Source organism: Arthrobacter sp. 1088 (assembly GCF_031455315.1).
Taxonomy (GTDB): Bacteria; Actinomycetota; Actinomycetes; order Actinomycetales; family Micrococcaceae; genus Arthrobacter.
In genome coordinates this window covers 1-21606 of sequence record NZ_JAVDSM010000023.1, presented here as the reverse complement: position 1 = coordinate 21606, position 21606 = coordinate 1, and the positions used below count along the sequence as shown (strand labels likewise).

Below are 21606 nucleotides of genomic sequence, written 5' to 3'. Positions count from 1 at the left end.
CCGGCGAGGTAGGACGCTGCGGTGGTGCAGGCCTTCGCTTCGTGCGAGACCGGTTTGGTTTCCGGCACCACACCAGGAACAGCCACCGCACTAGCGCCGGCGGCATCAGACATGGCCGTGGTGCCGGTGCTGGTTGCGGCGGATGGTGCCGGTACCGTGCCTGCTGCGCCCGTTGCCGCGCCTGCGACTGCTGGCGCCGTTGGGGGTTTGGGTTTGGTGGTGGTGTGGGTGATGGTTTTGGTGCGGTTCGCGGGGGTGTAGTCGGTGGTGGTGGTGACGCCGTTGGAGCGGGTCACCGCCGCGGTGTGTCCGGCCGGGGTGAAGGCGTAGTCCATGGACCCCCACGGGGAGGTCTGGGACTTGATCCGTCCGGCGAGGTCGTAGGCGTAGGAGATCCCGACGGCCTTGTCCGCGGTCGGCTGCCCGGCGGTGAAACTTGCGGCCGTGGTGGTGGCGGGGCTGGTTTTGCCGGCGGGGAGGGTCAGGGTGGTCAGTTGCCCGGCGGGGTCGTAGTCGTAGAAGACTTTCTTCCCCAGCGCATCTGTCTGGGATGTGAGCGCCCCACGGGGGTCGTATTCCCAGGCTGAGGCGCCGAGGGCGTCGTCCATGGTGATCATGGCCTGCTCCGCGTCGTAGCCGTAGGACACTTTTTGTCCGGTGGAGTGGGTGACGGTGGCCAGGTCCCCGGTGGGGGTGTAGGTGTTGGTTGTGGTGGTCCCGTTCGCGTCCTTCTGCTGGGTCAACAGCCCACGGCCGTCGTACTCGTAGGCCCATTTGTTCCCGGCGGGGTTGGTTTCCCCGGTGGTGCGCCCTGCCTTGTCGTGGCTGAACTTGGTGGTGTTCCCGTTCGGGTTGGTGACCTCGGCCAGGTACCCGGCGGGGGAGTAGGCGTAGTTGGTGGTGACGTTCGTGTCACTGGTTTCGTCCTTGCCGGGGAGGCGGTTCTCCGTGACTGCGGTCAGTTGGGCGGCTTTGTCCCAGGTGTACGCGGTGACGGTGCCGTTCCCGTCGGTCATGGTGGTTTGGTTCCCGGCAAGGTCCCAGCCGTAGGAGGCGGTGACCCCGTCGGGGTCCACTGTTTTGGTCAGGTTCCCGGCAATGTCATAGGACCGGGTCCAGGCGTCCCCGTCCCCATCAGTAGAGCTGGTGACCCTCCCGTCCGCGTCGTAGGTGGTGGTGGTGGTTTCCCCGGCAGGGTTTTTCACGGCCACGGGCCGGTTGAGGGCGTCGTAGGCGGTGGTGGTGACCCTTTTGAGTGGGTCGGTGATGGTGGTGGTGTTGCCGTTGGGGTCGTATCCGTACGCGACGCCGGCGCCGGTGGGGTCGGTGGTGGTGGTGAGTTGCCCGGCTGCGTCGTAGGCGCGTTTCCAGGTTTGTCCGCGCCGGTCGGTGACGGTGACCGGGTTCCCGGCCTTGTCATAGCTGGTGGTGGTCGCGTTCCCTGCCTGGTCGGTGGCTTTGAGGAGCCGGTCCATCACGTCGTACTCGAACTTCTGCGAGCCTCCGGCGGGGTCGGTCACGGCCGTGGCCCGTCCGGCACTGTCGAGGTCGTATGTGGTGGTGGCGCCGGTGGGGTCGGTGGTGGCCGTGACCCGGTTCAGGGCGTCGTAGGAGGTGGTGGTGGTGCCGTTTTCGGGGTCCGTGGTGCTGATCAGGTTCCCGGCTTTGTCCCAGGACTTGGTCCATGCCCCGCCGAGGGGGTCGATGGTTTTGGTGACCCGGTAGAGCGGGTCCAGTTCGAAGGACGTTTCGGCGCCGAGCGGGTCGGTGATTTTCGTGAGTTCGTCTTCACGGTTGTACGTGTAGGTGGTTTTCCCGCCGTCGGGTTTGGTGACGGAGGTGACCCGGAACAGGGCGTCCCACTCGTACTTGGTCACGGCCCCGGTGGGGTCGGTCGCCGATATGAGGTGGTTGTTCCCGTCATAGCCCAGGGTCGTGACACCTCCGGCGGCGTCGGTCTGGGTGGTGAGCCGGTCCGCGGTGTCCCAGGCGTAGCGGGTGGTGTTCCCGCGCGGGTCGGTCGCCGCAACAACCCTGTTCGCGGTGTCGTAGGCGAAGGTACTGGTGCGGCCGAGCGGGTCCGTGACGGTGGCGAGGTTCCCGCGTCCGTCATAGGCGTAGCTGGTGGTGTTCCCCAGTTGGTCGGTGGAGGCGGTGAGGTTCCCGGCGGTGTCGAAGGCGTTGGTGATGGTGGTCCCGTCGGGCAGGTGCACCGTGACCGGCAAACCCCGTCCGTCGTTATCAAAGGACGTGGTCCGGGTGGCCCCGCCGGGGCCTCCGGTGTCGGTGGAGGACGCGAGGTCCCCGCCCGGGGTGTACGTGTAGGAGGTCACCGTGTTGTCCGCCGCCGTGCTGCTGGTCACGTGTCCGGCCGTGTCGTAGGCGTAGGTGGTGGTGTGCCCGTTCGCATCGGTGTACCCGGTGACCTGGTCGTTCCCGTCGTAGGAGAAGTTTTGTTCCCCGCCGGCCGCGTCCGTGATTTTCGTGACGCGGTAGGCATCGTCGCGGGTGTAAACGGTTTTGTTGCCTTCGTTATCCACATACGTGGTGGTCTTCGCGGCATCGTCGTACTGAAATTGGCGTTCGGTGCCTTCGGCGTCCCACTGCTTCACGACCCGGCCCGCAGCGTCGTACTCGTTCCGCAAATACAGGACACCCATCGGGTCGGTCGCGGTGATGAGCTGGTGTGCCCCGTCGTAGGTGAAGGACCGTTTCCGGCCATCGGGTTCGGTGATGGTGACAAGGTTCCCGCCGTCATACCCCAGGGTCCAGGCCCTGCCGTCGGGGTGCGTGAAGGACGTGATCCGGCCCTGCGCGTCGGAGCCGACGGTCACGACCTGTCCAGCGGCGTCGGTGATGGAGGTCAGGGGCAGGAACAGTTGCGTGTCATTCGGTGCGGCGTAGGCCAGGGTGGTGGTGTTCCCTTGCCGGTCGGTGTGCTTGACCAGTTCCCCGATGCCCTCAACATCGGAGGTGTCGAAGAGCCAGGTTTCCCCGTCCGGGGAGGCCAGCTGCAGTTGTCCGTTCCCTGCGTCGGTGAGGGTGTTCAGGGTTCCGGGCTCCCCGGTGAACCCGCCGGCACCGTTGCCGGTAAACACGTAGGAGGCCCCGTCACCGCGCACGGCCAGCACGGACCCGTCATCGAAGCGTTGCACCCTCGCCCCGAGGCCGAAGGAGATCCCGGCCCCTGTCCTTGTGTCGCGGCCGTCCTGGGAGTTATAGATCAGGGACAGGTCCAGGTTCTGGTTCCCGGGCCCGGTGAGGGTGAAGAGCGGGAATTTCTCGATCAGGTTCCCGGTGGTGAACGCGACCGGTTCGGCCCCGTAGGCCTGGAAGTTGTGGAAACCCAGGTTCCGCCACTTCGCCAGTTCCGCGGCGGAGGGTTTCGCCGGCCACCCGCCGGTGGCGGGGTTGGTGCAGTTGAAACCCTTCGTCTCCAGGTACTTGCCCAGGCCGGTGAAGACACCGTTGGTAATGGAAGCGAAGCCGTTATCGATCACGGGACGGTCGTAGTTGTGGTCAATGTAGAGGGTTTCCAGGTGCGTCACCGCACCCGGCAACGACCCCAGGTCCGGGTAAGGCAGGGGGGTGGTCGCACCGGCAGTGGCGGGTTTCGCGGGCCTGCCGGTGTAGCCGGGCATCTGGGCGATCAACGAGTTCGTCACCGCGGTGTCATCGGGCCCGCCGCGGGTGTAGGCCTTCGTGCCGCCGTCCACGGCGACACCCCACGGGTGCCCGTAGAGGGCGTCGAAGGCCAGGGTCACGGTCAGGTCCGGGTTGTGCGCCGCGGCCATCGCCGCCCGGGTCTGCGGGGAAATGAACCGCGGGGACGCTGTGGGGCGGGTGACGAGGACGTCTGCTTTGCATGTGGCGGTCATCATCGCCGCGACGTCGTTGGCGAGCCGGACGTTCTGGCCCAGTTCGGTCATGGCCCCGTTCGGGCCGGTGGTGTTGGCCACGTCATCGTCGGGGTCCAGCACCACCCGTGGTCCCGCCGGGGGAACGAAGGGGGTTCCGATGACCACGAACTGGGACAGGTGGTCCGATTCGCCTTTTACCTTGCCGGTGGTTTTGTCGTAGAAGGAGGGCAGCTCCACCCAGGGATCGCCCGGGTTTTCCCGGGTCATGATCCGCACACTCGCGGGGTCGATCTTGCCCGGGCTGGTGCCCAGGCGTGTTTCATCCACGGCCAGCTCGAGCGCGACGCCGGGGTCCACGGCCGTAACCACATCCGGGCCGTCCGTGGATTCGACGATGGTCGGGTCCGCCGGGAACGAGGTGATGTCTTTGCCGTCCGGGGCGGTCGCGGTGATCTGCACCGGGCTGTTCAACACCACCCCCGCGGTTTCCGCGGCCGCGGTCCTGCCCGCCCCGTCGGCGAGTTCCTTCACCGACACCTCCAGCTCTTTGTCGATCTCGTGGCCGGAGAACACCACTTTCGCGCCCACCGGTTCCGCGGTGACGGCGGACTCCTGACCGGGTTTGACCGCACCGGCACCAACAGCAGGAATGTCCTTCTTTGGGCCCTGCCCGTCCTCCACCACCGGAGCCACGAACGGCACCGACCGGGTGAGGGCAGCCGACGCGTCCCGCGCCGCGGCCAGCGTCCCGGCCCGCAACGAAGCCCCGGCATCGACCGGGGCGGCATAAGCCGGTGTCAACGACGACGCGGCCAGCGCACACGAGAGCCCCGCACCGGCCACACCCATGGCCAGGCGCCGACCCGCCCTCAGGACCCCCAATGATCCCGGGGACACCGAACGCGAACGGGCGGCCCTGCTGTTGCGGCCCTTGGCCTGTGCCGCGCTCATGCCCAGAACCGGACGTCGTTGGCGATGTCATCATCGTCGCTGCCGTCGTTGGGGCCGTCCCCATCACCGGCGTGGGCCGGTGCGCTCTTGCGCTTCTTGGAGTACAGCAGGAACGCGCCACCGCCGAGCAACAGAGCAGCCGCGGCGATCCAGAGCCCGGCCTGGAAACCGGTCGAGGCCAGGAACCCACCCTGGCCGGTGCCGGGTACCGGGATGCCGAAGATCGTCGGCGTATCCTTCACGCACGCGGCCAGTTCAGCGGCGTCGGAAACACCGTTGCCATCAAAATCTTCCTCACCGGTAGCGCACCCGGCAGTACCGCAGATCACGTAGTCGATCCAGTCCGCAACACCGTTCCCGTCACCGTCATCACGGCCGTTCGAGCACGTCGCCGACCCGCACGCCAGAACCTCGGCATAATCAGGGACACCGTCCGAATCCGCGTCCGCGTCAGGGTCCGCGCACTTCGCATCCCCGCACGCAGTGATCTCGGTCCAATCCGGGATCCCATCCTTATCGGCATCCTCACGCCCCGTCGCGCAGGTCCCCGACCCGCACACCACGACCTCGACCGCGTCAGGGATCGCATCACCATCAGCATCACACGAAGCAGCGTCCTTTTGGGCAGAGCATGCCACTGCGGTGATAGCGACGGCCTGATGGGTGATGCTCAATGTCCTGGACGCTCCGGTGGGGGTGGCGTGCGCGGGGGCCCCGATGCCCAGCACCAGCACCCCCATCATCAACACAGCAAGGAGCGCCGGAAACAGCACAGTCAGGACACGACGGGTAACCCCAGAAACAACAACCGGCACGACAAACCCCCAGAACCAGGAACACGCGGGGACAGGCCCCGACGGGTGCGGCCCCCGACCTGGGGCGCACCCCTGCTAAACGGTCAAGCCGGGAAAACCTGATGCGCAGCCTTGGAAAACCCTGAGAAGACGGCCACCTCACACACGGGAACTGCTCAGGGGCGGGTATCCCGGCCTTAGGCGTTCCGGGTTGGCGGGCTGCGGGCTCATCCAGGCCTCGTGGTTGCAGGCATGTCTGCTCCGCGGGCTGACCGGCCGGGGCCAGGTTCGTGACGGGCAACCCGCCGGGGACAGCCAAGGGGTGTTCGAGCAGCCCCGGTCTGGACCTTCAGGGACCCCCGGCGGGTTCGGGGGAGCCTGGGTTTAGGGCGGGCCGGCTGGGATGTCTCATGTCCGTCGCTGGCCCGCCCCTGGCCCCGGGAACAGATATCAGCCATGCCTTGGGGCCTGTGCGGGGCGGATGAAAGTCTCACGGGGGTGGGTTTCATCCTGCTGGGCACATGGTCCCGCACGAGATACCTAACCCGGGCAGTACCGGAACGTGACGCGGGCCCGTGGCGTTGCTCGCGGCTGGGGTGTCTGGATGCGGCGATGGATGACGTGGCCCGCCATGCCCAGACTTGACCATATTGGTTGAATCGGGTTTTTCGCGTCATGAAACTGGCTGGGCTGCCGTGTAGTGGGTGTGGGCGCGGAAGTGCGGTCTCATTTTACATTCATGGGGTAGGGCAGGCATGGGCATGTTGGACGATGATTCACCGGCGGGCGGCGGTTCACCTGGTTACGACCGGACAGTGGTAGTCACTGATGGCGGGGAAACCGAGGAGGGTTTCCTTGGCGTTCCCACGGTCCCTGAGGTGCTGTTCGGGCCGGTGGGTCCGGACCTGCCCGCAGGGGAGGAAGCAGCGGTGCTGGCCCGGGTCCGGGCCGGGGATACCGAGGCGATGGCTGTGTTGTATGGCCGGCACCGTGAACGGGCCTTGGGGTACGCGAGGCGGTTGACTTCTGGTGTGCAGGAAGCCGAGGACGTCCTGCATGAGGCGTTCGTCAAATCGGTCGTGGCGATCAGGAAGGGGTACGGCCCTACGGATGTGTTCGGCCCGTACCTGAGTACCTCGATCCGGAACACGGTCATGACGATGGGGAAAAAGGCCGGCCGTGAAAGACCAACCCCGGACGAGTACCTGGATACCTCTCGTGAGGACCCCTACCTGGAAAATGCCCTGTTCGTGACCGAACACGAACGCGTCACCGCCGCGATGCGCAGCCTTCCGGAACGGTGGCGCACAGTGCTCTGGCACACCGAAGTGCTGGGCAAGAAGCCCCGGGAGATCGCCCCGGTCATGGGCATCGAACCGAACGCGGTCTCCGCCTTGCTGGTCAGGGCCAGGGCCGGTCTGCGCGCCGCGTACACCAAACTGCAGGACGAACACACCCACCCCAGGACAGGCAGAGGCCGGGGGGTCGTGAACGAATCGAACTAACCCAACCAGCCCAGCAATAGAACAAGCAAATAAGGAACACTCAAGGTGGATACGCAAACAAACCCCGGCAGGGGCGCCCGGACACTGGTCGGTGTGGACGCGGAACAACTCAACGAGCTCACCCACCGGTACGCGCTGTACCGGACCGCCATGGCTGGGCCCTGGGACCCGGTCAAGAGCCTGGCCCTCACCGGAGACGTCCTACGCGCCGTCCACCGGCTCACCACCGTCCCTGAAGCCACCACCGGGCCCACCACCCGCGGGGCCGGGCCGCAATGATTGATCACAACCTTCTGGTCTACGCGGGCATCATTGCCGTGTTCATCCTCAGCGCCGTCGCGCTCGTCCTGCTCTTCCTCGCCATCACCGCACTGGGTGCTCTCTGCGTCTGCGCAGTACGCGCCCTGCGACGACCGACACCGGCACGTCAAAAACGTTAGGGACCGCCCAGGCCACCACCGCGAACTCCGTCCTGCCTGGAGGCGCATCATCCCGACCCTGGCCAACAAAGACAAGATCCACCCGCCGACAGCCAGGATGCTCCTACCGGCACACGGAACTCCGTTGGACCGGTCAGTTCCTGTTTCGTCGCAGATACCTTTTCGTACCCAAGCATCCACGCGTGCACCGTACCGAAAGTTGTCTCCGTAACGGGCGTTTGTGGCGGGACTTTTGGGACAACATCCGGAACAGTCAGGTTACGCGGCATTCCTCGGAGCCCGGCTGGTGGGAAAGTGTCCCATCCTGGGTGTCCCGGTTCTAAGGATATGGAACGGGTTCCGAAGCCGATCGGGTCGTGCGCTAGAGTCATCGAAAATTGACTGATTTAGAACAGGTAAAGCCATGGGATTCAGCGACATGCTCTGGAAGAGGGCTTTCAAAACAACCGTCCGAGAGCTGGGGAGCCGAGGGTATGGAGCAACGCTCAAGACGACTGACCGCTCTGAGCCATCCGAAAAGTTCCGGATCCGGATTGCACAGCCTGAGGGATACGTCGAGTTGTTCGTAAGAAAGGGGTTCTGGAAGTTCCATCGCTTCGTGGAGTAGAACGGGGAGTATAAGCGGGTCGTAAAGGGCGAAGTTGTCCAGGATCGTAGCTTTACTCGAGGTTTTGGAATTTTGGACCTCCACTCCGGCACTCCGCACCAAGAAGTCTTCGACGCCCTAGAGTTCAACTTCACATTGAGGCGCGGCCTTTACAGGTGAACGCGTGACTGGGACAGACCAAGAGCAAGGGCGCAGGGCTCCGCGTGCTCAACCTGGGCGGGGGAGACGCGGACACCAGCACGCGTATGGGCGGGATGGTCTTTACCGTCATGGCGGCATTGGGCCAGATGGAACTGGAAATCAAGCACGAGCGGATCAGCGACAGCGTGGGCAAGCGGCGAGCCGCCGGCAAGGCTCTGGAAGGGGCCACGCTTTACAGGCGCATGGATGCCCTAAAAGTGAAAGGTTAGGAACGTGAATATAGAGAGAGCTACCGCGGACGAGCTTTACCGCCTGCTTATGGATGTCCAGGACCAGCTCAACGAGCTGTTGGCAGATGACCGGCTGACGCTGGCGAGGGACGCGGAACAGATGCACGGTACCGCCCACAAGGCTGTAGGCGTGGCATTGGAGCATCTGGACGCCGCGCGGCAGGTGCTGGCGGTGCTTGAAACGGCGGACTAGAACCCAAACTGATTTCCGGAGTCTTTTCCTAGAGTGCGCAAGTTCGTAAGAAGGTAGGAAGGGACGTGTTGAAATTGATCATGGACCGTACCACCTTAGAGCGCCTGGGTTTCCGAGAATTTCACACTCTACTGACCATGGACCCGATGTCCCCGCCGCTAAGTTATGGGGCATACGTTGTCCTTCGCCCTTCTTCGGACGAGCCCCGGTTCCTGATGGAGAGTCGAGGGGGTCGCTTTAAGGGACAGGACCGCACCGTGCGTCCCGCCGACGCTCTCAGGCGAAGCTGGGTGCCGCATACGCCCGTCCTCTATATCGGTGGTGCAGGGATGAAGGACGGCCAGAGCACACATCTGCGCGGCCGCATAGATTCGTATCGTCAGTATGGCCTCGGTCTCCCCAAGTCCCATGCCGGCGGTTGTCGGATCTGGCAACTGGCCGATTGCGGGGAACTCCTGATTACGTGGAAGGAAACGCCTGGAATCCCAGGCTCAGTCTTAGAGCGACGTTTGAGAAAGGTGTTTGCTGACGACCACGACGGAGCAAGACCCTTTGCTAACGGCCCTCTGAGAAGAAAGTAGCGCCCAAGCTCGATCGACAAAGGGAACATGCCATCCGCAGGGCTGGGCGTCCACCCTCACGCCGGCATAGAAGGACCCGTAGGCTAGGAGGTCTCTGCTGCCAGGAACGCGGCGAGCTCAGCGTCAGTTGGTTCTCTAAGTTCAACCGGAATTATCGCGGGGACTGGCGCAAGGTAGTCATTGATGGACGTCTGGCCGGCAAGGTGAATAGGTAGTGGGTGCTTGGCATTTTGGTCCATAACGGCACCGTACTGCCTGCCTAGGACAAAGAGGTCGCGTTCCCGTTTCATGCGCTCAATCTTGGGAAGATGAGCTTTAAGGGGCAGAGGCTGGCCTTGCCGGAGTTTTAGGAAAAACAACCTGGGTAGCCCTCTTTGAAAGTCGCTATGTCTGCCGCCGACAGCGTTTCATCTGGTTGGAATGGAATGGTGGCAAATGCGCAGGATAGCTGCGCTTCGTCTGTCGCATTGCCTTTATTGGTGGAGACGCAGAGGTCAGCGCTGTTTTCCCCGCCGTCCTCGACGGTCCCGCCGAGGGGAGCGCAGAGTTTCTGTTCTCTGGCAAGACGCTGCATCTTGTCTTGGGCTGACTTGGCTGATGCCTGCGCCTCCGCTACGGCCGCAGAGGCTTCCGCCTGCGCTGCTGCTGCGGCTGATGCCTGCGCTGCTGCCTGTTTGGAGATGGCTGCGTCGCATCGTTCAATAGCCTGGTCGGCAATGGCGCGGGCTTGGGGGAGTGAGACGCCCACATGCTGCGAGAAGGCAGTATCCAGTTTCGGATCCCCCTGGTTATCCCCGGTCGCGAGGTAGCGGAGGATCGTGCTTCCGAAATCGCATTGGTGGTGGACCGCCTGAATAAGGCCGGCGGAAGCAGAACTGGGCTCGCCTGTAGCACCGCTTACCCCAGGATCGGCCGTTGGGCTTTGGCCGGCAGCAGGAGATGTCCCTTGATTCTCGGGGGTGGTCGAACAACCGGCCAAGAGCACGGCTGCCATGACTGCTCCATTCAGCGCGGTGATCCGCGGTTTGGCATCGCTTGGATGCGCCATGGTCGTCCCCCTCAGATAAGACACCCTATGAGCATGCATAGATCGCCATTCGTTGAGGTCGCGATGCCGTTGCCGCATCCGGCAACCTATCTACTAACTACGAAGTGGGCCGGTTCGCGGTGGTGTTCCCGTGAACGGGCAGCAGAAAGGGCGCGGAACACTGACTTCCGCGCCCTTTCTAGTTGCACCTCGCGATGCTACGGGAGACGCCGGCTTTAGGCCCCTAAGCTATGCCCCCTTGAAGTGGAGGCAAGGGGATTCGAACCCCTGATCGGCGTTTTGTGAGCAAACCGGCCACGAACCGGATGAAGACCCTGCGTTCTTTGCTCTATACCACTAAGTATATCAAATGTCCATAGATAAGTCAAATTTTCCGGAAAGGCTTATGACAGCTCAAGCAGCTCCCATCCCCGAGGATGTCGACTACCTTGGAAATCCTGAATATCCCGCCCTGCGAAGCTGAATCAGCGAGGGCATCGCTAAGGTGATTACATGCTCACCGAAGATGACATCGAGGCCGGCAGGACTGCCAAGGGCGGCTACAGCCGTGCGCAGTTGGCCGCGTGGGGCGTGCCATGGCCGCCGCCGAAAGGTTGGAAGCAAGCCCTCCTGGCCAACGAGAACGCCTCGCCATCGACCAATGCCGCCGGAAGCACCGGAACGTCACATGGGTACCTGTGCACGTGACAACACAGGATGGTCGAAAAGTCACCCTTTCTGGAACCGCGAGGTCCCGTCTTAGCGACAAGATCATTGCCCGCAGATCCCTTGTTGTTAAGGACCTTCGGCGTCAGCCAATCGGCAAGCTCGACAGCATCAGTAATGACAAGGGAGCTTTGACGGTTGTCTTCGTCCTTGATGAAGGTGCAGCCACCCCGAAGGCAAGTTTCTACTGGGTCTTAGAAAACAGGGCCTTTACGTCTCCTTCGCCTTGTCAGCTGCTGCGCTTCGACCGGAAGATGAATCGCCGCAGAATTGGCCCGGAATGTTGGGGAGACCCTTTAGCCAGCTGCAGAGAGAGGGGAGCCTGGCTGATGGAAGTCGGTTGGAAGTGCGCCTAGGTCTCAGCCAGGCGTGAATCCAGCTCCTCGAGGAAATACAGCATCGCGTAGTACCTCGAACGGTAGACATCGGTGAAAACCATCTCGGGCGTTACCTCGAGTCCGATCGCTCGATCGCCATGGAGTTGAATGCCCAACTGCATTTTTCCGGCGAGGGGCACGGGATCTATGCGTGCCCAGCCAGAAGTCGCGTCCATCAGGCTGGGGTCCAATGCGCAGTAGATCTCCTTCACGGCGTCTACAGCAAAGAGGATGGGAGAGCCGTCGTTCAAGTCTTCAGCCATAAGAGCTCCACCATCGAAGAATCCGAGGCGGCTTCCTGACTGTATGAAGAAAACTTCTAGGGTTTGGCCCTCGGGTCCTATCAGGTTGCAGACCATCGATAAGTCGTCAAACTCTCGGTCCTGATCAATCACAGCTTCCCGCCTGTACGAACCCAGGCCGTCTCGGCCGGTGTCAAAGTACCTGCGACCCATGAGCGCGACGGCTTTTGATGCACCTAGGACCGTGGTAGCAGCTTGGGCGAAGCTCTCATCATTTCCGGGCCCCGCGTCTTCAGCTGACACCCATTCATCGCAGTCCCAGTAGAAATCAGAATCGATGAAGTCTGCGGTGAATTCCGCGCTGGCGGCCATAGCCGCTTTGAGCATCGCATTGACGGAGGGGATGTTCTGTTCCTGGCCCGTCTCTTGCCACCGTTCCTGGGAGTATTCCGGGTAGGACCCGACGAACATGGACTCACCATGGGGGCCGAAAATCCGGTTACACAGCCCCTGAATGAGTGCGATGCAAGCCAATCCATCAGGTGTCGCTCTAAGTTGATTCTCGTACTGCGAGACAAGCCATGTCGTTTCCGACTTGGGGATTGCCGCAGGCGCCACCCATGAGGGAATTTTGCGTGGCGGTAAGTAGGCGACCTCACCAATTGCAAAGGCTAGTGTGGGCCTAACGCCTACGTTCTCCAGCCGCATTCGCAGTCCATTGGCGGCGCTGTCCATGATTCCCATGGGGAGAATCATCCATCTAATCAACCTGATCCTCCTACTCGCTCACAGGTTTGGGGCATATGTGTCTTCCTCGCTGGCTACTCCGACCTGTTTGTCGGAGTCGGGCGGTAGATTGACCGCCAAGGATTAGCAGCTTAGGTGGGGGTTCTGTGCAGCTGGTGGCGTAGCTGAACGGTGAACGCGTTGACGCGACGCGGATGAGCCATGGGACATGGAGGGCTCTGCGGGATCACCCCGACTATGGAAGCCTGGTGCTGATTGAGTGCGGCCTGCGGGCAAGCCGGGTAACGCTCGGGGACAAACAGTTTTTCAGGCACTATCGCGTCGTTGACTGCACCATTGAGCACAAGTCCGAGTCAGACCAGCACCTGGCAATGAAGCAGGCGCTGAAGGAAAGAATCGACGCGGCATCCGGCTGGCGAGCTGAGGTGGAGCACGCGCATCCGGAGCGTGCATGGATCGCTGACGTCATGGCTATTCATGACAGCGGCAGGCGGCTCGCCTTCGAGGTTCAGCTGTCGGCCCAGAGTGAGGACGAATATATCCGGCGGTCTCAGCGCTATGTAGATGCCGGGGTCGGACCGGTCTGGATCATCCCTGAGGATCACGACGAGTTCCGAGTACCGCTGCCGATGATCGTCACAGGCTTCGGCAAGTCCAGCAACCTGCCTCAGGCGCCGAGGGCGCTGATGGACCTCGCCTACTACCAGCCGTTGTTCGGCAAAAGAGACCGTGTTGGGGCTGCGGTGGACGCGGTCTTGGATCCGACCTTTCATTGGCCCCACGGCACGCCAAAGCATCAGCTGGAGAAGTTCGCCCAACTGGAGCGAATGAAGGCCAAGGCCGCGGCGGCGAAACTGGCACGGGAAGAGGAAGGCGCAGAATTGAGGCGCCTGGCGGAGGAGAAGGCAGCGCTAAAGGCAGCGGAGAAACTGGCACGGGAAGAGGAGGCTGCAGAAATGAGGCGCCTGGCGGAGGAGAAGGCAGCGCTAAAGGCAGCGGAAGCAGAAGCCAGGTTCATCGCGTCCGCCACAGCGCCGGCAGCCACCGACGTACGCCCGATCATCGCTCCAAACTGCATCTGGGCCAGTGAAGTCCGTTGCGTGGAGGCAGGCCACCCTATGATCATCTGGCGGTCGACGAAGCCAACGACCCCACCCACACCCGCGGACACCACGTGGCGTCCCCCGAGTGAGAACTTCGACAATGGGCGTGCTCACGTCGATGCATGGTTGGCCGCGGCAGGGAGCACCTTAGCCAAGGCGAAGGTTTACCAGGTGAGGGGCCAGCCGATGCGACGGACATTCGTGTGCCCCGAATGCCAACAAATCATTCAAGGCCGGTGGGTGTCCGCGCTCCCTCCAGCCAAGTGGACCCTTATCGCAGACGAAAGCGTTACCAGCGCCGAGGCCCGCGACATGCTGTACCGCAAGACGCTCGATCAACAGACTCAGGCGCCTGAGAAGCCACGACCGGCGCGGCTGCCCATGCAGGTGGAAGAGAACGACTGGAGGTTCATTGGTCCACGCCGAAAACCGTTCTGGATTACAGAAACCGGTACAGAAGGATTGCCTTACCGCCTGGCTGCAAAGAAGGCCCATGCGGAACGAATGGAGCGGCTCAGAGCGAACCCCCGGTACCGCGTCAGTCCTAACGGATTCCGGTTTGATTGCACAGACTGCGGCATGATGTTCGAAGACGACAACGAAGGCATACATGCCGACCGTGGCTGCCTCGGTCCTGGGGCTCGCAGTCGCGGCTGGCGGTAGCCACGGCCGCTTTGGCGGGGCCTGCTCAGCAGATGGTCTCCCTCAGGGCGTAATCTGAAAAAGCCGGCAGCGGACATGTCAGGCCCCGAAGGCCCCACTCTCCAGTCCGCTGCCGGTTGTGTCAGGGGCTTGTTCAGATTCCGATAGCGATCATCACTGCTGAAGCCAGCTCCCCCCAGCCGGCACCCTCGCGCTTCTGAACCTCCGTGACATCAAACCACTGGCGCGTGGTCGGTGATTCCTGCTTGAGGACGTTTAGGTCCATTCCGGCGATGGAGATGATGGTCCAGAAGTCGCCGGCGTTTCCGAGACGAGCCTTTTGATGTGATTTTTCTGCTTCGCCTGCACGATTGTGGGCATTGGACTGGTCTGTCCCGCCCTTGATCTCAATGGCCACCTTGGTGTGGGCGGTTCCTTGGATGTCTTCAACGATGACGACGTCAGGATCAGCGGCCAGGGCCACCGTGATTTTTCGTCCCGAGCTGTTCAATAGTGTCAGGCTGTACCCATCCTCCGATTCGAGGTAGTTGGTGCCTGTGGCGTCGATAATCTCCTTCAGCGCGCTGAAGACGCCTTTGGTGGCTTGGGACCCAATTTGTGTTCGCCATGACCCGTCGAACTGGGCTCCCAGCATGAGGAATGGCAGTTGCTCCACATCCTGGGGAGTAACACCGCCTTCGATGCCCGTGATCATTTCCGCCATGGCTTCGTTGATACAGCTACACACGTCACCAATGTGGCTGGCATCAGCGGGACGGATCGTGTTGCCCGTTTCCATCACTTTGAACCGTCGAAGGCCTGTGCGCGCATGGTAGAACTGCTTTTGCGAGACGCCAAGGAGAAGGCGGTAGTAGCCCAAGAGGGTGGGCCGTTGTTCCAAGACACTTGGGAGAGCGAACACATGTTCGTCGCGTATGCCGGCTGCCTGTAAGGCTTGCCGGGCCTTTGAAGGCACGTACTTGATGATTTCGGCTGACAGAGAATTTGGGTCCACTGCTGCCACTGCCGGCAGGAGTGCATCCCGGAGGACTTCTTGTCTTGCGGTCGCCAGCATGCGCTGAACATAGTGCTGGCGAACTGGGACAGGGAGTACGTACTGCGGCAAGGATGAACCCGTCATGGGCGGTCCAAAGTTCCACAGATGCAAACAAGATCGGTCATCAAAGAAGCTTATCGAGGGAAGCAGACCAATTTTGCCGGGTGGCGGGATGCCGCTGGGACGGTCGAACGGAGTGATTGTCAGGAGAATCAGCTCCTCGTGGCACACTTCAAGTCATGGGCGGAGCGAAGCGTTATCAGGAATTCTTGGAGGCACGGGGATACGAGGACGTCGAGGGCCACATTTGCCTGTCCCACATCCTTGACCCGGCACTGAAGAGCAACCTCTCCACTCACTCAACCCCTGCCCGTGATTGCCGTCTTTGTGAAGCGGCGCCCAGCAACAACTCATCCACGATTCCAATCCAGGAGTTCCAGGCCGAAGTCATGGAAGCCCTGCGATTCCTCTATGAACCACCGGACGACGCCGGAGTGCCCTGGGACGATGGTTACCAAGGCGCAGTCATCTACGACACCTGGGAAGCGGTCTACGACATCTGCTCCGACGCATTTGATGGCGACGTGGACGAATCCCTAATCGAACTCCTCACCGAGGCCATCTCGGAACCTGAATGGACCCACAACCGACACGCAAGCTCCTTGGACGCGGCGCGGTGGGAATGGGACAGCTTCGTAACGGCAGTGAGAACAGAATCCCGGTTCATCTTCATGCCATCGAAATCTCCTGAAAGCGTCCTCAGCCCAGGACAGCGATCCGCCACCTTCCTATGGTCGCTCCTGCCCTACGTCGAGAACGCTGCCCTCGGGCTGCTTCAGGAAGTGCCTGCAGGGACGGCCTTCTTCAGGGGACGACTCGTCAACGATGCCGCCGACTCGATGAGCGGCGCCAAGGACCTCGGACCCGCTCCCGCGAGCCTGGCGTCAGCGAACCGTATGAGCCCCGAGGGCATCCCTATGTTCTATGCCTCCGCCAAAGCAGCGACAGCCGTCAGGGAAATCGCCGCACATGGAAACGGAGACTACGCGCGCATTGGGACCTTTCGAAATCAGCACACCCTCACGGTGCTGGACCTGACCGGACCCCTGACTTTGCCGAGCATTTACGACCGAAGTCAGAGAGACGAGTATGGAATTTTCCAGTTTTTCCGCGATTTTTCGAGGGACATAACTGCCCCGCTGCTATCTGGCAGCCGCCCCCACATCGAGTACGCCCCCACCCAGATCGTGACCGAGTTTTTCCGCTGGGTTCCTGAGACCAAGATCGACGGCATCAAGCTGAACAGTGCCCAGGACGGACAGCCAACCTATGTGCTGTTCTACACCCAGAATGAGGTCGAGGATGCGGCAGCAAAGGAACCAAGGGTGGATGAACTAGACACAGATCCGTCCCCCGAACCGTCCCCTTTTGACCTGTTCTTTGCCGACCCCCCGCCTCCCGTTCTCACACTGGCACAGGGCGAAGTCCACACCTACCGCATCCGCCGCCGCAGCACGGGAATCGACGTCAAGCTCGTGAGTTGATGCCACCGGTGTGGTCCCCCGTGCCGAGGGCAGTAAGATCGATGGCTATGCATGATGAAGCTTCATCCCTGTTTGAGATCGACGAGCCCTCGCCCTCATCCGACGTACTAGCCCCGCTCCCGATCAAGCCCGAGCAGGTTCAGGAGATTCGCGCAGCCTTTGAAAAGGCCGGCGTGGAGAGCCAAAGCGACCGTAAGGCTTTGATCGAGTCTGTGATCATCCGTGAAGTGGCAAGCCTCCGCGAGCTACGAGCCGTCGAAGCGCGGCGAATACTCCAACGCATCGAAGGCTTACGCAGCCCCAAGGCAGCAAGCACGGGCTCGGCGTGGGATAACCGGGAAGAAGATACCTGGATCGACAAGCTCTAACGGCATTGTCTGCAGTTTTAGCGCCGAAGCATACGCCCGGACGTACTCCGCGCGAATCTTCTATTCTGCGTCATCCGCCTAAACTGACAGCAGAAGCGCTAGCCCGGATCACAGATCCGGGGAGGGGGAACGATAGTGAGCAACTTAGGCCTGTACCAAGACATCACCACACTGGCAGCAAAGCTGGGCGGAGTGGACAACTTGATCAAGACTATTGAAAAGGGTGCTGCCAACAAGGCCTTGAAGCAGGCCGGCCCGGCACTAGTGGGACTAGGCGTTTTAATTGGGGCCGGGGCGAAACCGGCCATTGATGCGGGGAAGAATGCCTTGGCCAAGTACAAGGAAAGTCAGGCCGCAGCCGCCGAGGCAAAGCAGCAGTTGAAGTCCATCGTTGAAGAGGCGAAGAACGAAGAAGGTCAAAGCGGAAGCCCGGAAGACATCGACAAGAACTAAGGTCAAAGCCATGAGGTCTAAGACTCCGGCTCAGGTATCCAAGGGCCCAAGCGGCCATTTGATACCTGAGCCGATCGACCCAGGACAACATGGTCTCTAGCGTGGATCCTTTTCCCCCTTGAGCTTCCATTCACCATGCACCGTAATGGCCGCTAACCGGATGGAAGTCAGAGTTATCTTCGCGTCTGAACGATCGATGCGAATTTTGAAGCTTGGAACCACTGCATCTGATGGCATGGGAATCGTCGCTTTCTGAGCGTCCTCGACGGAGAGGCTGTCGACTGCCTCAAAAATCGACGTTGGTATCTCAACGAGTTGGTAATCCACGGCCCCGACTTCTCGGAACGCCCGGAGCATGACTATGCCGTCGGTACCAGCGCGATACTCCTTGAACAGATTCACGATATTGTCGCGCCGGTCTACCTGACGACGGACATCCTGAATCCAAGCGGCCTCGGTGAGCTTGGAGATATGAACCCAGTCTCGCTTCATGTCCCTAGCTGCTGAGGCTTTCAGGGACAGCCGCTTTCGAACCCCGTCCTTTGAAAGCGTGGTGTCGAAGAACCGGTTTGTTGCGCCGTCGGCTGGAGTCACATGCCAGCCTGCGGCAGCACAAGCTGCGTTGAAGGCGGCCTCAAATTGGAGCGTGCCAAGCGGCTCCTGGCTTAGACGATATGAAGTGAAGACAGATCCTTCCCGTCCGGGCCTGGCCATTATCGCCGGGGCGGTCCCGCAGCGCCGGCTTGGGGTAATCCATTGCCTCCCCGCGAGAAGGGCGCTTCGGGGCCTGGAACCCCGGCGGTGATGTCCTTTATCCCGGACGGGGGCAGGTAACGGCCAAGGTCCAGGGCCGGGGCCTTCTGTTTCACAGGGCCGTGGGTTGCCATTGGCGGCTCCCTTGGCCTGTCCGGCTCGTCGGGAGTGCAATGGTAGTGCCACATGTGAGGTTTGGGAGGTCCCGGCTATGTTCGAGCATACTTTCATTGGTCTGGATGTTCACGCGGTCAACGTCGTGGGCCATGCACTGAACCCGGCCACCGGCGTGATCAGCACCCATACCATGGCCGCTGACCCGGCCATGGTGCTGGAGTGGGTCCGCCGGTTCGAGCCACCCGTCAAGGCCGTGTACGAGTCCGGCCCTACCGGGTTCGTCCTGGCCCGGTATCTGCGGGCCGCGGGCATCGACTGCGTGGTCGCGGCGTCCTCGAAACTGCTGCGCGCGTCCGGGGACCGCATTAAGACTGATCGGCGGGACGCCCGGGCGTTGGCCGAGATGCTCGCCGTGGGCTCGGTCACCGAGGCGCGGATCCCGGACCTCGAGGAAGAAGCCCTGCGGGACCTGTCCCGGCTGCGCTCGGGCACGGCCACGGACCTCGCGCACGCCCGCCAGCACGTGAACGCGATCCTGCTGCGCCACGGAATCCGCTATCCCAAGGACACCCGGTGGACGAAGGAACACATCCAGTGGCTGCACCGCCAAAACCTTGGCGAACCGGCGCTGCAGTTCACCTACGAGGCCGATCTCGAGCAGGCCGAGCTGCTCGCCGCGCATCTGGCGCGCATCGACAAGCAGGTCGTGGCCACGGCCGCAGCCTGCCGCTACGGCCCGGTGATTGACGCGTTGATGTGCCTGCGCGGCATCCGGATCACGACCGCGTTCGGGCTGGCCGTGGAAATCGGGGACTGGACCCGCTTCACCGGCTCGTCCATCGGCTCCTACCTCGGGCTGGTACCCAGCGAGAACTCCTCCGGCCAGTCCCGGCACCAGGGCCCGATCACCAAGGCCGGGAACACCTATGCCCGCAAACTCCTCATCGAAGCCGCCTGGCAGCACCGGCGCCCCTACGCCCGGCCCGGCGAAAGGCTGTTGCGCCAGCTCGATCTCGTCGCCCCGGCAACCCGGATCCGCGCCCTGGAAGGAAACCACCGGCTCCACACCAAATGGGAACATTTCGATGACCGCCACAAAATGTCCGTCAAGGCCAACACCGCGATCGCCCGCGAACTCGCCGGCTGGTGCTGGTCACTGGCCGCCCCACTCCAGCAAGGACAACGCATGAACGCAGCCTGACCCCGGACGTGCCCTCCGGAGTGGTGCAAGTGCGATGGGCAGCACGCGGAGCCAACTCGGGAAACGCTCTATGAGCACACGGTGAACCCACGGACGCTCGATCTTAGACACCGATACGCTCCAGCCGAACACATCGTCATGCGGTAACCAAACCCGCGCATGTCAGCCTGACACTGCCAGTCGAAATCGACCCGCCCAGCACAAACACCAAAACCTGGACCGGCACAAAATGAGCGGCCCCCGGGAACCACAACCCAGGAGCCGCTCACCTATGGCTATTGACAACCAGACCTACATATCAGAGCGTGATGGGCTCTCAGCCGTGCAAGGAACCCTTCGCCCCATTCCTCGGAAGTGAGCCAGGAATCTCCCAGCAGGGAAGACTCGACGGGTGTCATGATGGCGGACACAAAATCATCGACCACGATGATTTCCTGATCGTTCAGGTTGTCGATTTTCAGTTGTAGACCCTGACGGTCTGGGGACAGGGTCACTAGCCAGCGATTCTTTCTTCGATCAAGGGAAGGTAATCCCGGTTGATTTCACAACCGATGAATTTCCGGTCGAGTTTGTGAGCGACGGCACCTGTTGTCCCTGATCCAAGGAATGGATCCAGGATGTAGTCTCCGGGGTCGGAGCCTATCAGGGCGCAACGGCGCACGAGCTCCTCAGGATAGACAGCGAAGTGAGCACCGGAATAGCCCTTGGTGTTGATTTCCCAAACGTCACGCAGCCGTCGCCCGTTCGGACCCTTTACGGCGTCGATGTTGTAGTGGTACTTCTCGTTTTTACTGAAGAGGAAGACGTGTTCGTGGCTACGGGTCGGGCGGTCTTTCACCGACTCTGGCTGGGTGTTTTCCTTGTACCAGATGATGTCGCTTCGGAGATACCAGCCGGCCTGCTGCATCGCGAATGCGAACATCCAGGGGACGCCGATAAGGTCTTTCGGCTTCAGACCCTCAGGCGTCTTGGGACGAACTGACATCGCCCGGTTGGCATTCTTCTTATCGGGCGCGCGGTACCCTCGGTTTCCCGAGGTGTAACTGTCACCCAGATTGACCCAGAGCGTTCCGTCGTCCGTGAGGACGCGTGAGACCTTATCGAAGATCACCGTCAGGGACTTGATGAATTCAGGAAGGCTTTCGTCCCGGCCTATTTGCCCATCGTGGTTGTAGTCCCTTAACGACCAATAAGGCGGGGACGTCACGACGGAGCGCACCGAACGGCTAGGCACCCGGTCGAGCATGTTTGCGGCATCTCCCAGGAGTACAGCCGAGCGACCTGAGGTAAAGGTCGCAGCAGCGGATTGATCCGAGGTAGATGCATCGATTACATCAAATAGCATGGCAAGTCTCTCGTTTAGTCTGACTCAAAGATATAGGGAGGGGCCGACGGAACACGTATCGGCATGACGTGAGTTTGATCCTGCTGCCCACAGCAAGCGCAGCCGCGAACGGGCTGCTGCCGAAATACCAGCCGGTAAAGTGAGGCGGACCTAGGAAAGAAGGCACGCCAGTGAGTGGTCAGGCACAGGGATCCCAATCACTTGGGAGCAGCCCGCAAGCTGCCGGACACAGACCGAAAAGACTGTCGCGGGGAGAACGGCGCAGCCAGCTCTTGCGAGCAGCTCAAGAAGTGTTCGTAGACAAGGGCTATCACGGCGCAGGCATGGATGAGATTGCCCAGATTCAGGTTTCCGAGCCATATCAGCCTCGGTAAGGGATTCCAGCCCGTCCACGCGTTCCGGAACATCACCGACACCGAACTGGCCCAAGCCCTCCAGCGTTGGGCTCCCCGCCTGCCCGACGTCGACCCCGAAAGGGACTTGGCGACGATCGAAGGCCTCGGCGGCGGGTTCCTCATCCCCGGGGACGAGCACTGGCCAAC

Annotated in this window: 19 protein-coding genes and 2 pseudogenes; 13 read left to right on the top strand and 8 right to left on the bottom strand. The window is 61.9% G+C overall.

Annotated elements, in window-relative coordinates; all coding sequences use genetic code 11:
- On the bottom strand, positions 1-4811 hold a 4811-nt coding region (locus J2Y41_RS22525), incomplete at its 3' end, for a DUF6531 domain-containing protein (RefSeq protein WP_309931867.1).
- Positions 4808-5626, bottom strand: a complete 819-nt coding sequence (locus J2Y41_RS22520) for an LPXTG cell wall anchor domain-containing protein (protein ID WP_309931865.1) — start codon at positions 5624-5626, stop codon at positions 4808-4810. The genes J2Y41_RS22520 and J2Y41_RS22525, both read right to left, overlap by 4 nt.
- A gap of 740 nt (positions 5627-6366) precedes the next feature.
- On the opposite strand from J2Y41_RS22520, the gene J2Y41_RS22515 reads away from it, so the two are divergent.
- From J2Y41_RS22515 to J2Y41_RS22490, 6 genes and pseudogenes are all read left to right on the top strand, one after another.
- The gene (locus tag J2Y41_RS22515) at positions 6367-7110 is read left to right on the top strand and encodes a sigma-70 family RNA polymerase sigma factor (RefSeq protein WP_309931863.1); all 744 of its coding nucleotides are present in this window, start codon (positions 6367-6369) and stop codon (positions 7108-7110) included.
- 45 nt (positions 7111-7155) lie between these two features.
- The gene (locus J2Y41_RS22510) at positions 7156-7389 is read left to right on the top strand and encodes a hypothetical protein (protein ID WP_309931862.1); all 234 of its coding nucleotides are present in this window, start codon (positions 7156-7158) and stop codon (positions 7387-7389) included.
- Positions 7386-7550: a hypothetical protein gene (locus tag J2Y41_RS22505; protein ID WP_309931860.1), complete on the top strand. Its 165-nt coding sequence runs from the start codon at positions 7386-7388 to the stop codon at positions 7548-7550. The genes J2Y41_RS22510 and J2Y41_RS22505 overlap by 4 nt, the downstream gene beginning before the upstream one ends.
- Positions 7551-7953: 403 nt before the next feature.
- The gene (locus J2Y41_RS22500) at positions 7954-8157 is read left to right on the top strand and encodes a hypothetical protein (RefSeq protein WP_309931857.1); all 204 of its coding nucleotides are present in this window, start codon (positions 7954-7956) and stop codon (positions 8155-8157) included.
- Between the two features lie 179 nt (positions 8158-8336).
- Positions 8337-8522: pseudogene (locus J2Y41_RS22495) on the top strand (recombinase family protein); the annotation flags it as partial.
- 49 nt (positions 8523-8571) lie between these two features.
- Positions 8572-8781 (top strand): hypothetical protein, encoded by a 210-nt coding sequence (locus J2Y41_RS22490; protein ID WP_309931856.1) that lies wholly within the window; start codon positions 8572-8574, stop codon positions 8779-8781.
- A 664-nt stretch (positions 8782-9445) separates the two neighbouring features.
- Here J2Y41_RS22490 and J2Y41_RS22485 read toward each other — a convergent pair.
- Both J2Y41_RS22485 and J2Y41_RS22480 read right to left on the bottom strand, forming a co-directional pair.
- Positions 9446-9652, bottom strand: a complete 207-nt coding sequence (locus J2Y41_RS22485; RefSeq protein ID WP_309931853.1) for a hypothetical protein — start codon at positions 9650-9652, stop codon at positions 9446-9448.
- A 56-nt stretch (positions 9653-9708) separates the two neighbouring features.
- Positions 9709-10410: a hypothetical protein gene (locus J2Y41_RS22480; protein WP_309931851.1), complete on the bottom strand. Its 702-nt coding sequence runs from the start codon at positions 10408-10410 to the stop codon at positions 9709-9711.
- 492 nt (positions 10411-10902) lie between these two features.
- On the opposite strand from J2Y41_RS22480, the gene J2Y41_RS22475 reads away from it, so the two are divergent.
- Positions 10903-11097 carry a hypothetical protein gene (locus J2Y41_RS22475; protein ID WP_309931849.1) on the top strand — a complete coding sequence of 65 codons (195 nt, stop codon included), beginning with the start codon at positions 10903-10905 and terminating at the stop codon, positions 11095-11097.
- A 370-nt stretch (positions 11098-11467) separates the two neighbouring features.
- Here the strand turns inward: J2Y41_RS22475 and J2Y41_RS22470 are convergent, their stop codons facing one another.
- Positions 11468-12478 carry a hypothetical protein gene (locus tag J2Y41_RS22470; RefSeq protein ID WP_309931847.1) on the bottom strand — a complete coding sequence of 337 codons (1011 nt, stop codon included), beginning with the start codon at positions 12476-12478 and terminating at the stop codon, positions 11468-11470.
- Positions 12479-12852: 374 nt separating this feature from the next.
- Between J2Y41_RS22470 and J2Y41_RS22465 the strand changes: the two genes are divergently transcribed.
- Positions 12853-14247 carry a hypothetical protein gene (locus J2Y41_RS22465; protein ID WP_309931845.1) on the top strand — a complete coding sequence of 465 codons (1395 nt, stop codon included), beginning with the start codon at positions 12853-12855 and terminating at the stop codon, positions 14245-14247.
- Positions 14248-14380: 133 nt separating this feature from the next.
- Here the strand turns inward: J2Y41_RS22465 and J2Y41_RS22460 are convergent, their stop codons facing one another.
- The gene (locus tag J2Y41_RS22460) at positions 14381-15301 is read right to left on the bottom strand and encodes an XcyI family restriction endonuclease (protein WP_309931843.1); all 921 of its coding nucleotides are present in this window, start codon (positions 15299-15301) and stop codon (positions 14381-14383) included.
- 221 nt (positions 15302-15522) lie between these two features.
- Here J2Y41_RS22460 and J2Y41_RS22455 point away from each other — a divergent pair, with 221 nt between their 5' ends.
- The 3 genes from J2Y41_RS22455 to J2Y41_RS22445 all read left to right on the top strand — a co-directional run bounded on the left by J2Y41_RS22455 (position 15523) and on the right by J2Y41_RS22445 (position 17648).
- Positions 15523-16827, top strand: coding sequence for a HEPN-associated N-terminal domain-containing protein (locus J2Y41_RS22455; protein WP_309931841.1), 1305 nt, complete (start codon positions 15523-15525; stop codon positions 16825-16827).
- Positions 16828-16874: 47 nt separating this feature from the next.
- Complete coding sequence (locus tag J2Y41_RS22450) at positions 16875-17195, top strand: hypothetical protein (RefSeq protein ID WP_309931840.1); 321 nt, start codon at positions 16875-16877, stop codon at positions 17193-17195.
- Between the two features lie 135 nt (positions 17196-17330).
- On the top strand, positions 17331-17648 hold the full coding sequence (locus J2Y41_RS22445) for a hypothetical protein (RefSeq protein WP_309931838.1): 318 nt from the start codon (positions 17331-17333) through the stop codon (positions 17646-17648).
- Between the two features lie 96 nt (positions 17649-17744).
- On the opposite strand, the gene J2Y41_RS22440 is transcribed toward J2Y41_RS22445, so the two are convergent.
- Complete coding sequence (locus tag J2Y41_RS22440) at positions 17745-18362, bottom strand: hypothetical protein (RefSeq protein ID WP_309931836.1); 618 nt, start codon at positions 18360-18362, stop codon at positions 17745-17747.
- A 250-nt stretch (positions 18363-18612) separates the two neighbouring features.
- Here J2Y41_RS22440 and J2Y41_RS22435 point away from each other — a divergent pair, with 250 nt between their 5' ends.
- A complete protein-coding gene (locus J2Y41_RS22435; RefSeq protein ID WP_309931834.1) occupies positions 18613-19719 on the top strand; it encodes an IS110 family transposase in 1107 nt (368 codons plus the stop codon).
- A gap of 493 nt (positions 19720-20212) precedes the next feature.
- Here J2Y41_RS22435 and J2Y41_RS22430 read toward each other — a convergent pair whose 3' ends face one another.
- Positions 20213-21064 carry a site-specific DNA-methyltransferase gene (locus tag J2Y41_RS22430; RefSeq protein WP_309931832.1) on the bottom strand — a complete coding sequence of 284 codons (852 nt, stop codon included), beginning with the start codon at positions 21062-21064 and terminating at the stop codon, positions 20213-20215.
- Between the two features lie 333 nt (positions 21065-21397).
- Here J2Y41_RS22430 and J2Y41_RS22420 point away from each other — a divergent pair.
- A pseudogene (locus tag J2Y41_RS22420) lies at positions 21398-21606 on the top strand (hypothetical protein); the annotation flags it as partial.

Bases quoted from the DNA above. Each gene is read 5' to 3' on its own strand.
- J2Y41_RS22515 (WP_309931863.1), top strand. From the start codon at position 6,367: ATGTTGGACGATGATTCACCGGCGGGCGGCGGTTCACCTGGTTACGAC.
- J2Y41_RS22465 (WP_309931845.1), top strand. From the start codon at position 12,853: ATGAAGCAGGCGCTGAAGGAAAGAATCGACGCGGCATCCGGCTGGCGA.
- J2Y41_RS22480 (WP_309931851.1), bottom strand. From the start codon at position 10,410: ATGGCGCATCCAAGCGATGCCAAACCGCGGATCACCGCGCTGAATGGA.
- J2Y41_RS22440 (WP_309931836.1), bottom strand. From the start codon at position 18,362: ATGGCCAGGCCCGGACGGGAAGGATCTGTCTTCACTTCATATCGTCTA.
- J2Y41_RS22460 (WP_309931843.1), bottom strand. From the start codon at position 15,301: ATGCTGGCGACCGCAAGACAAGAAGTCCTCCGGGATGCACTCCTGCCG.
- J2Y41_RS22455 (WP_309931841.1), top strand. From the start codon at position 15,523: ATGGGCGGAGCGAAGCGTTATCAGGAATTCTTGGAGGCACGGGGATAC.
- J2Y41_RS22430 (WP_309931832.1), bottom strand. From the start codon at position 21,064: ATGCTATTTGATGTAATCGATGCATCTACCTCGGATCAATCCGCTGCT.
- J2Y41_RS22450 (WP_309931840.1), top strand. From the start codon at position 16,875: ATGCATGATGAAGCTTCATCCCTGTTTGAGATCGACGAGCCCTCGCCC.
- J2Y41_RS22500 (WP_309931857.1), top strand. From the start codon at position 7,954: ATGGGATTCAGCGACATGCTCTGGAAGAGGGCTTTCAAAACAACCGTC.
- J2Y41_RS22485 (WP_309931853.1), bottom strand. From the start codon at position 9,652: ATGAAACGGGAACGCGACCTCTTTGTCCTAGGCAGGCAGTACGGTGCC.
- J2Y41_RS22505 (WP_309931860.1), top strand. From the start codon at position 7,386: ATGATTGATCACAACCTTCTGGTCTACGCGGGCATCATTGCCGTGTTC.
- J2Y41_RS22470 (WP_309931847.1), bottom strand. From the start codon at position 12,478: ATGGGAATCATGGACAGCGCCGCCAATGGACTGCGAATGCGGCTGGAG.
- J2Y41_RS22435 (WP_309931834.1), top strand. From the start codon at position 18,613: ATGTTCGAGCATACTTTCATTGGTCTGGATGTTCACGCGGTCAACGTC.
- J2Y41_RS22475 (WP_309931849.1), top strand. From the start codon at position 10,903: ATGCTCACCGAAGATGACATCGAGGCCGGCAGGACTGCCAAGGGCGGC.